Source organism: Streptomyces sp. NPDC057474, assembly GCF_042802555.1.
In the GTDB taxonomy this organism is placed as follows: domain Bacteria; phylum Actinomycetota; class Actinomycetes; order Streptomycetales; family Streptomycetaceae; genus Streptomyces.
In genome coordinates this window covers 22,294-28,624 of the sequence record NZ_JBHVDX010000077.1, presented here as the reverse complement: position 1 = coordinate 28,624, position 6,331 = coordinate 22,294, and the positions used below count along the sequence as shown (strand labels likewise).

At 71.5% G+C, this 6,331-nt stretch carries 4 protein-coding genes; 3 read left to right on the top strand and 1 reads right to left on the bottom strand.

Annotated features, from left to right (window positions below; translation table 11 throughout):
- The first annotated feature begins 795 nt into the window (after positions 1-795).
- On the top strand, positions 796-3,390 hold the full coding sequence (locus ACFU53_RS22265) for a M14 family zinc carboxypeptidase (protein ID WP_383994998.1): 2,595 nt from the start codon (positions 796-798) through the stop codon (positions 3,388-3,390).
- Positions 3,387-4,583, top strand: coding sequence for a serine hydrolase domain-containing protein (locus ACFU53_RS22260; RefSeq protein WP_383994995.1), 1,197 nt, complete (start codon positions 3,387-3,389; stop codon positions 4,581-4,583). The genes ACFU53_RS22265 and ACFU53_RS22260 overlap by 4 nt, the downstream gene beginning before the upstream one ends.
- 132 nt (positions 4,584-4,715) lie before the next feature.
- Here the strand turns inward: ACFU53_RS22260 and ACFU53_RS22255 are convergent, their stop codons facing one another.
- Positions 4,716-5,738, bottom strand: coding sequence for an NADP-dependent oxidoreductase (locus ACFU53_RS22255; protein WP_383994992.1), 1,023 nt, complete (start codon positions 5,736-5,738; stop codon positions 4,716-4,718).
- 126 nt (positions 5,739-5,864) lie between these two features.
- On the opposite strand from ACFU53_RS22255, the gene ACFU53_RS22250 reads away from it, so the two are divergent.
- On the top strand, positions 5,865-6,302 hold the full coding sequence (locus tag ACFU53_RS22250) for a MarR family winged helix-turn-helix transcriptional regulator (protein WP_383994989.1): 438 nt from the start codon (positions 5,865-5,867) through the stop codon (positions 6,300-6,302).
- Positions 6,303-6,331: the final 29 nt, after the last annotated feature.

The window sequence follows — 6,331 nt, the reverse complement described above, 5'->3', positions numbered from 1 at the left end:
AAGGCGCCGGTCTGAATCGGCTGGTCCGGAGCGGGCAGTCCAAGGCGCCGGTCTGAATCGGCTGGTCCGGAGCGGGCAGTCCAAGGCGCCGGTCTGGATCAGCTGGTCCGGAGCGGGCGGTCCAAGGCGCCGGTCTGAATCGGCTGGTCCGGAGCGGGCAGTCCGAGGCGCCGATCTGAATCGGCTGGTCCGGAGCGGGCGGTCCGAGGCGGCCGTTGGGGCGCCGGTCTGAATCGGCTGGTCCGGAGCGGACGGTCCAAGGCGGCCGTTGGGGCGCCGGTCTGAATCAGCTGGTCCGGAGCGGACGGTCCAAGGCGGCCGTTGGGGCGCCGGTCTGAATCGGCTGGTCCGGAGCGGACGGTCCAAGGCGCCGGTCTGAATCGGCTGGTCCGGAACGGACGGTCCAAGGCGGCCGTTGGGGCGCCGGTCTGAATCAGCTGGTCCGGAGCGGACGGTCCAAGGCGGCCGTTGGGGCGCTCACGCCGGCGCAGCCGCCGTCCCGGTCGGGCGCAGCCGCTGGGGTCGTCCGTCGCAGCACCGTCATCAGCGAAGGGATCGCCGACGGGATCGGGGCCATGGGGGTCTTCCTCGCCTCGCGCGAAGTCTCACCTCGTACCGGACCGGTACCGCCCTCAGCACGCCCTCTCCGGCACCCGGCCACGTTCCGTTCGACGCGTTCGTGACGGCCGTGCCCTCTTGTTGCCCGGGAGTCGAACATGTAGACCACCTGTGGTTGACCGCCCATGGTTGACACCCGCACCGGCACGTCCGAGGAACCCCACTCCAGGAGGTAGCGTGCGTCCGCCGAGACCCGGCCCGAGATCCGCACTGTTCAACGTCGCCGCCGTCACCGTCACCGCGGGGTCGCTTTTGATCGCCCCGCACCCCGCGGGCGCCGCCGACCCGAGGCCGCCGGTCCGGGAGGGCTCGGCCCTCCCGCAGGGCGCCGCCCAGGCCCCCGCGAGCGCGGCCGTTCGGGCCCTCACCGCACCGGTCGTCGACCTCGCCGGCACGGCCGGTTCCGGTCGCGGTTACCCCCGCGAACAGGTCCTCTCCCCCGACCCGGAGAACCCCGCCGACAAGTCCATCAGGCTCGGCCTCACCCCGTACCACGCCATCGCCCCGAAGCTGAACGCCCTCCAGGAGCTCGGCGAGCGGGTGAGTGTGGAGATAGCCGGGCGGTCGGCCGGCGGCAACCGGCTCTACCTCGTCACCGTGACCGCCCCGGAGACCGCGCGCCAGGCCCGCGACCAGGTCCATATGCGTGAACTCATCGAGAGCGCACCGCAGTCGGCGGCCAAGGACCGGACCGTCAAGAGGTCGTACAAGACGCCCGTCTTCTTCAACAACAACATCCACGGCAACGAGTGGGAGGGCACGGACGCGTCCCTGAAGCTCATCGAGCGGCTGGCGACGGCGACCGACCGCAAGACCACGGACCTCCTCGCCCACTCCCGGCTGTACTTCAACATCACCGCCAACCCGGACGGCCGGATCGCGGGCACCCGCACGAACGCCAACGGTTTCGACATGAACCGGGACTTCGTGACCGCCTCGCAGCCCGAGGTGCGGGCGATACGGCAGATCGAGATCGACAAGCAGCCGGCCGTGATGCTCGACCTGCACGGGTACGTCAACGGCACCCTCATCGAGCCGACCACTCCCCCGCACGGCGAGAACTACGAGTACGACCTCTTTCTGAAGAACACCTACGCCAACGCCCTCGGCATGGAGTCCGCGGTCAACGGGCTCGGCTACACGCCCGAGAAGGACGGCGTCGACCCGGCCCAGATCCCGTTCCGCGACTCGGAGGAGGGCTGGGACGACTGGCCGCCGGTCTTCACCCCGCAGTACGCGGCGTTCCACGGCACGGTCGCCGCGCACACCGTGGAGATCCCGCTCCAGGTGAACAACGCGGCGTACGAGTCGCTGCCGGTCGACGAACTCCGCCGCCGCTCCGCCATCAACGTGGACGTGGCGGGCGCGGCCCTGCGCGCGACCCTCGACTTCGTACGGGAGAAGCGGACCTCCCTCATCGCCGACCAGATCGAGGTCTTCCGGCGTGGTGCCACGGGCGCCGCCCAGGTCCCGGTCTCCGAGGAGACCGTCCCCGGGGTGCCCGGCATCGGTCCCGAGGACGTCTACACGACCGGGTTCGCGCGCGCCTACGTCATCCCGGCGGGCAGCGGCCAGCGGTCCGCCACGGCCGCCGCGCGGCTCGTCGACCACCTGCTCGCCAACGACGTACGCGTGACGCGCGCGACCCACTCCTTCCGGCTCGGCGGGCGGTCGTACGCGAAGGGCTCGTACGTCGTCGACATGCGCCAGCCCAAGCGCGGGCTGGCCAACGTCCTGCTCGCCGACGGGCGGGACATCAGCGACAAGGTCTCGGTGATGTACGACATCTCCGGCTGGAGCTTGGGGCGTTTGTGGGGAGCGACCGTGGAGGAGGCGAAGAGCGGCCGTCCGTCTGCCGTCCCCGCCCGCCCCGTGACGTCCGCCGCCCGCGTCGGCCACGTGGCCCCGCGCGGCGATCTGCGCCTCCGCCTCGACTCCCCGCAGGAGATCGCCGCCCTCAACTCTCTTCTCAAGGACGGGGTTTCGGTACGGCAGGCGGCCGACGGCAGCGCGCTCGTCCCGTCCTCGGCGCGACGGAAGGCCGAGGCGCTCGCCAGGTCGTACGACGTGGCCTTCGACGCGACCAGGAACGTCAGGGGCACGCCCCTGCACCGGGTCCGCGTGGCCGCCGCCGTCACGGCGGGCGAGCTGTTCGCGCTGCGCGAGATGGGCTTCGACGTGGTCCCGGTGTCGACGGCGATCCTGAACGGGGGCTTCGACTGGTCGGGGGCCGATGTGCTGTTCGTGTCGTCCGGGCTGTCGTACGGCGGTCTGAACGCGTCCGCCCGTACGGCTCTCACCGGGTTCCTCGCCGGCCACGGGCTGGTCGGCCGGGGCGCGACCGGCGCCGCGCTCGCCACGGCCACCGGGCAGCTGAAGGCGACGGCGGTGCAGGGCAACGGGGACGCCAACGGTGTGGTGCGCGTGGTGAATTCGGGCGGCGCCGTGACCGGTGGCGCGCCGGATCACAGCTTCGTCTACGCGCCTGTATGGTTCACCGATCTCGGCAGCGGCGTCACCGTCGAGCAGTCGTACGGCACCGGGAACCCGCTGGTCTCCGGGCACTGGCGACCGCTGGACGACGGCACCGGCGGCCCGGCAGCGGCGGCGGGCCGGGCGGCGGTCGTCAGCGGCCCGAACGCGGTCCTCTTCGGCACGGAGCCCCTGTTCCGTGACCACCCGAAGGGGGAATTCCCGCAGGTGGGCCGGGCGTTGCTGACGGTGTCCCGACCCACCCATCACCGGTCGATCATCCAGGCGGGAGCGCGATGACGCAGCAGACAGGGGAGGCCACCGTCCACGGCACGGTCGCCGACGGCTTCGAGGCGGTGCGCGAGGAGTTCGCCGTGTTCGTGGCCGGTGAACGGGCCGACTACGAGGGGCAGTTGACCGCGTATGTGCACGGGCGGCGGGTCGTCGACCTGTGGGCGGTCCCGGCGGCGGAGACGGAGCCGGGGACGGAGTGGGGGCCGGACGGGGACTCGCTGCACGGCGTGTTCTCCTCCACGAAGGGCGCCGCCCATCTCGTCGTCGCGCTCCTCGTCCAGGACGGCGTACTGGAGCTGGACCGTGAAGTCGCCCACTACTGGCCGGAGTTCGCGGCCGAGGGCAAGGGTGCGCTGACCCTGCGGGAGCTGCTCGCGCACCGGGCGGGGCTCATCGGCACCGACGCCGGGTTCACACTGGAGGAGCTGGCGGACGACCGCGTCATCGCCGAACGCCTCGCCGCCCAGCGCCCGTTCTGGCGTCCGGGCAGCGCCTTCGGCTACCACGCGCTCGTCATCGGGGCGCTCACCGGAGAGGTCGTACGGCGGGCGACGGGCCGCACGCTCCAGGCGGTGTACGAGGAGCGGGTCCGCGCCCCGTACGGCCTCGACCTCTTCCTGGGGCTGCCGGCCGAGCACGAGCCCCGCTTCCGGACCGTACTGCCGATGACGCCCACGCCCGCGCAGCAGGCCGAGCTGGACGCCGTACCGCGCGGCCCGCACACACTGGCGTCGATCGCGTTCAACAACCAGGTGCCGGAACCGGGAGAGCTGACGGATTTCCCCAACGCCCGCGTCGTGCGCGCGAGCGGGCAGTCGTCGGCGGGCGGTGTCGGCTCCGCGCGTGGGCTCGCCGGGATGTACGCGGCGGCCATCAGCACGGTGGACGGCCGGCCGCCACTGCTGAAGCCCGACACCATCGGCGAGATCGGCCAGATCCACTCCATCGGCCATGACCTCGTGGCCCGCGCCCCCAGGGCGTTCGGCCTCGGCTTCCAGGCGACCGCCGAGAACCTGTACCCCTTCCTCGGCGCCGGCACCTTCGGTCACAGCGGCGCGGGCGGCTCCCAGGCCTTCGCCGACCCCCGCAGCGGCCTCGCCTACGGCTACACCCGCCGCCGCATGGCCTTCCCCGGCGGGGCGGCACCGGAGAACATGGGGCTGGTACGGGCGGCGCACACGGCGGCGCTGGCGCACTGAGAGCCGCACATACGCCTGGTCCCGCACATGTACCTGATCCCGCACGCACGACGGAGTCCGCACCCCACGTCCAGGGGTGCGGACTCCGTCGTGTGCAACGAACGTGAGCGGGCGTTCGTCACGGGGGTGAGGTCAGAGCTTGACGATCATCTTGCCGGTGTTGTCGCCGCGCAGGACGCCGAGGAAGGCCTCCAGGTTGTTGTCGATGCCCTCGACGACGGTCTCGCGGTACTTGAGCTCGCCCGAGGCGACCCAGGGGCCGACCTCCTGGACGAACTGGGGCTGGAAGTCGTAGTGGTCGCCGACGAGGACGCCCTCGACGCGGAGGCGGTTCTGCAGGATCTTGACCATGTTGCGCGGGCCCGGGGTCGGCTCGGTCGAGTTGTACTGGGAGATCATTCCGCAGATCACGGCTCGGCCCCGCAGGTTGAGCGCGCCGATCGCGGCCTCCAGGTGCTCGCCGCCGACGTTGTCGAAGTAGACGTCGATGCCGTCGGGGGCGGCCTGCTTGAGCTGCTCCCGGACCGGGCCGTTCTTGTAGTTGAAGGCGGCGTCGAAGCCGTACTCCTCGACGAGGAGCTTGACCTTGTCGTCGGAACCGGCGGAGCCGATGACACGCGAGGCGCCCTTGAGCTTGGCGATCTGGCCGACCTGGCCGCCGACGGCACCGGCGGCGCCGGAGACGAACACGGCGTCGCCCTCCTTGAAGGCGCCGACCCGCAGCAGGCCCGCGTAGGCGGTGAGGCCGGTCATGCCGAGGACGCCGAGGTAGGTGGAGAGCGGCGCGGCGTCCGGGTCGACCTTCACGGCCTGCTTGGCGTCGAACGTGGCGTACTCGCGCCAGCCGCCGAAGTGCAGCACGTGGTCGCCGACGGCGATGCCCTCGGCCGCCGAGGCGACGACCTCGCCCACGGCACCGCCCTGCATGACCTTGCCCAGCTCGAACGGGGCGACGTACGACTTCGCGTCGCTCATGCGGCCACGCATGTACGGGTCCACGGAGAGGTACTTGTTCCGTACGAGGACCTCACCCGCGCCGGGCTGCCTGATCTCCGCCTCGACCAGGGCGAAGTCCTCGTCCTTGGGCCAGCCGACGGGGCGGCTCAGCAGGTGCCATTCACGGCTGGCGGCGGGGAGGGCGGGGGTGTCGGACATGGGGGTGGGCCTTCCTGCGGGTGCGTGGTGCATGCGGTGGCGCATACCGTGCGGTTACTTCAGTACCTGAAACAACCATGCGCTTGAATATTTCATGTTGTCAAGTAAAGAGGTAGCCTCGAACCCATGCCCACGCAGAAGACGACCCCCCGCATCGACCCGCTGACCATGGAGGTCGTCGAACTCATCGGCACGGTGGTGGCCCGCTACCACGAGGAGTACGAGGACGCCGCCGCCGAACACACGCTCACCGGCGCCCAGGCCCGCCTCCTCGGCCTCCTTTCCCTGGAACCGCTTCCCATGCGCCGCCTCGCCCAGAAACTCCGCTGCGAGCCGTCGAACGTGACCGGGATCGTGGACCGGCTGGAGACGCGGGGGCTGGTCGAGCGGCGACCCGACCCGAAGGACCGGCGCGTGAAGCTGGCCGCGGCTACGGCGGAGGGGCGGCAGGTGGCTCGCAGCCTGCGGGATTCCCTGGACTTCGCCCGGGAGCCGTTGGCGGGGTTGAGCACGGCGGAGCGGGAGTCCCTGCGGGATCTTCTGCAGCGGATGCTGGAGGCGTAGCGCGCCGGGCAAGCACACCGGGGCCCCGC

Coding starts and splice junctions, on each gene's coding strand:
- ACFU53_RS22255 (WP_383994992.1), bottom strand. CDS start 5,738: ATGTCCGACACCCCCGCCCTCCCCGCCGCCAGCCGTGAATGGCACCTG.
- ACFU53_RS22260 (WP_383994995.1), top strand. CDS start 3,387: ATGACGCAGCAGACAGGGGAGGCCACCGTCCACGGCACGGTCGCCGAC.
- ACFU53_RS22250 (WP_383994989.1), top strand. CDS start 5,865: ATGCCCACGCAGAAGACGACCCCCCGCATCGACCCGCTGACCATGGAG.